We start from the raw sequence: 2,913 nt of genomic DNA on the forward strand, positions 1-2,913 counted from the left end.
CACGCTCATGCCGCCCGAGTCCATCCCGGCCTTCAAGCTCAACGACCTGGTGTCGCACGCCACCATCGTGCCGGGCGCCATCTACAACACCGTGCTGGTGCTGGGCATCAACGAGGACAAGTGGAAGTCCATCAGCGCCGCCGACCGCGAGGCCATCACGAAGATCAGCGGCGACGCCTTCGCCGCGAAGATCGGCGCCGCCTACGCCAAGGGCGACCGAGCGGCCTTCGACGGTCTGCGCAAGGCCGGCAAGAGCGTGGAAACCGCCTCCGCCCCGCTGGTGGAGGAGATGAAGAAGGTGCTCGCGCCGGTCGAGAAGGACTGGATCGAGAAGGCGAAGAAAAAGGGCGTGGCCGATCCGCAGAAGCTGCTGGACGAACTGCGCGCCGAGGTGGCCACCGCCTCACGAGGGAAATAAGGCATGGCGCTCGCACGGGAAGGACGCGTCGAACGCGCGTTGAAGGCCGTCGGCACGCTGAGCCTGCTGGCCCTCATGCTGATCGTGACCATCGACGTGGCCGGCCGCAACCTCTTCAACAGCCCGCTGCTCTGGGGCACGGAGGTGATGGAGGTGCTGCTGGGCCTGATGGTGTTCGTGTTCTATCCCGTGCTGGCGCGCCGCCATGGCCACATCGTGGTCGACCTGGTGCCGGTGCCGCGCGCGATGCGCGGCCTGCAGCGCTTGCTCGCGGGCGGCGTGGGCGCCGCGCTGTTCGGCGTCATCGCCTGGACCTGTGCACGCCAGGCCTTGCGTTCGGCCGGCTACGGCGACGCCTCGGCCATCCTGGGCATCCCCACGGCCTGGGTGCTGTGGGGCATGGCAGCGCTCGCCGGCCTGAGTGCGCTGATCTTCGTTGCGCAGGCGATGGGGGCCTGGCGTCGGGAGACCGTGCTCGCAGAAGAGGAGCGTTGACGTGCTGGCCGTCACCATTGGCTTTCTCATCGCCTTCACCCTGATCTTCCTGCAGGTGCCGATCGCCACCGCCCTCGGCCTGGTGGGCTTCGGCGGCGTCGTGTGGCTCAACGGCTGGACGCCCGCGCTCAGCATGGCCGCCACCATCACGCGCGACAGCACGCTCGTCTACACGCTGATCGTGCTGCCGCTGTTCGTGCTCATGGGCAACCTGGTCGCGGGCGCCGGCATCTCGGGCGACCTGTTCCGCGCCGCGCAGGCCCTGATCGGCCGCCGCCGGGGCGGCGTGGCCATGGCCACCGTCGCGGCCTGCGGCGCCTTCGGCGCCATCTGCGGCTCCAGCGTGGCCACGGCGGCCACCATGGGCAAGGTCGCCATCCCCGAAATGCGGCGCCTGGGCTACGGCGACAAGCTCGCCTCGGCCGCGGTGGCGGCGGGTGGCACGCTGGGCATCCTGATCCCGCCCTCGGTGATCATGGTGGTCTACGGCGTGGCCACGCAGACGCACATCGGCAAGCTGTTCGCGGCCGGCATCGTGCCGGGCCTGATCGCCGTCACCGGCTACCTGCTGGCGGTGCGTTACATGGTCTGGCGCGACCCATCGCAGGCGCCTGTGCACACCGAAGGCGTGAAGATGGACGTGCGCCGCCTGGTGCGCACGCTGTGGCCCGTGGCCGCCATCTTCGCCATCGTCATGGGCGGCATCTACGGCGGCCTGTTCACCTCGGTCGAGGCCTCGGGCATCGGCGCGGCGGTGGCCTTGCTGTTCGCTCTCACGCGCCACCACCTCACGCTGGCGCAGATCCGACAGATCTTCGCGGACAGCGCGAGCACCTCGGCCATGATGTTCGCCATCATCCTGGGCGCGGCCCTGTTCGGCGAGTTCGTCAACATCACCGGCGTGCACGAGGGCCTGCTGGCCATGGTGAAGGGCAGCGGCCTGTCACCGTTCGGCGTCATCCTGGTCATGATCGCGATCTACCTGGTGCTCGGCTGCGTGCTCGAGAGCCTGTCCATGATCCTGCTCACCGTGCCGATCTTCTTTCCCGTGGTGACCGCGCTCGGCTACGACCCGGTGTGGTTCGGCATCCTGATCGTGGTGGTGGTGGAGATCGGCCTGATCACGCCTCCCATCGGCGTCAACCTGTTCGTGATCCGCTCCGTGACGCCGGACATGGCCATGGGCTCGGTGATGCGCGGCGTGCTGCCCTTCATCACGGCCGACCTGCTGCGCGTGCTGCTGATCGCCTCGGTCCCCGCGCTCAGCCTGTGGCTCCCCAACCTTCTCTTCAAGAGCACCGGCGGATGAACGCACCCAGCCTGGATCTGTCGGCGGACACACTGAACCGCCGGCTTGGCCCTTTTCTCTCCCAGGCGCTGAAGCGCCCACTGCACCTGGACGGCTGGCGCCGCTTCCCCGCCGGCTTCTCCTGGATCACCCTGGGCCTGCGCGCCACCCCCGAGGACGGGAGCGAAGCGCTGGACCTGATCCTGCGCATCGGCGACCCGCGTGGCCTGCTCGCGCCCTACCGGGCCGAGCCCGAGTACCACGCGCTCAACGCCCTGCAGGGCCTGGCGGCGCTGCCGGTGCCGCGTGTCTTCGCCTTCAGCGACGACCCCTCGGTCATCGGTGCGCCGTTTCTCGTCACCGGCCGGGTGGACGGCGACACGCCCATGCCCTGGAAGGGCGCGGCCGAGGCGCGCGGCGAAGCACGCAACGCCAGCCTCGCGCAGGACTTCACCGACGGCCTGGCCGCGCTGCACGGCGTGCACTGGCAGTCCACGCCGCTCAAGCGCCTGTGGGGCGAGGTCGACGCCGCCAGCGTGGCGCGCGAGCAGACCCTGTACTGGTGGCGCCACGCCGGCTTCGCCGACGACGCCTCGCGCGCGCCGCCGCAGATGCACCACGCCATGCGCTGGCTGCTGCGCCACGCGCCCACCGCGCCGCGCGTGGTCATCGTGCACGGCGACTACCGCGTGGGCAACTTCCTGCAGCAGGA

At 69.9% G+C, this 2,913-nt stretch carries 3 protein-coding genes and 1 pseudogene; all 4 read left to right on the forward strand.

The window, feature by feature from the left end; all coding sequences use genetic code 11:
• Positions 1-418 (forward strand): annotated as a pseudogene (locus tag VLG41_RS15410) (hypothetical protein); the annotation flags it as partial.
• Positions 419-421: 3 nt separating this feature from the next.
• On the forward strand, positions 422-913 hold the full coding sequence (locus VLG41_RS15415) for a TRAP transporter small permease (RefSeq protein WP_325350280.1): 492 nt from the start codon (positions 422-424) through the stop codon (positions 911-913).
• Position 914: 1 nt separating this feature from the next.
• Positions 915-2,222, forward strand: coding sequence for a TRAP transporter large permease (locus VLG41_RS15420; protein ID WP_325350281.1), 1,308 nt, complete (start codon positions 915-917; stop codon positions 2,220-2,222).
• On the forward strand, positions 2,219-2,913 hold a 695-nt coding region (locus VLG41_RS15425), incomplete at its 3' end, for a phosphotransferase family protein (protein ID WP_325350282.1). The genes VLG41_RS15420 and VLG41_RS15425, both read left to right, overlap by 4 nt.

Source organism: Hydrogenophaga sp., assembly GCF_035481345.1.
Lineage (GTDB): Bacteria > Pseudomonadota > Gammaproteobacteria > Burkholderiales > Burkholderiaceae_C > Hydrogenophaga.

Excerpts from the sequence above, each read along its gene's own strand:
- VLG41_RS15415 (WP_325350280.1), top strand. The coding sequence starts at position 422 with ATGGCGCTCGCACGGGAAGGACGCGTCGAACGCGCGTTGAAGGCCGTC.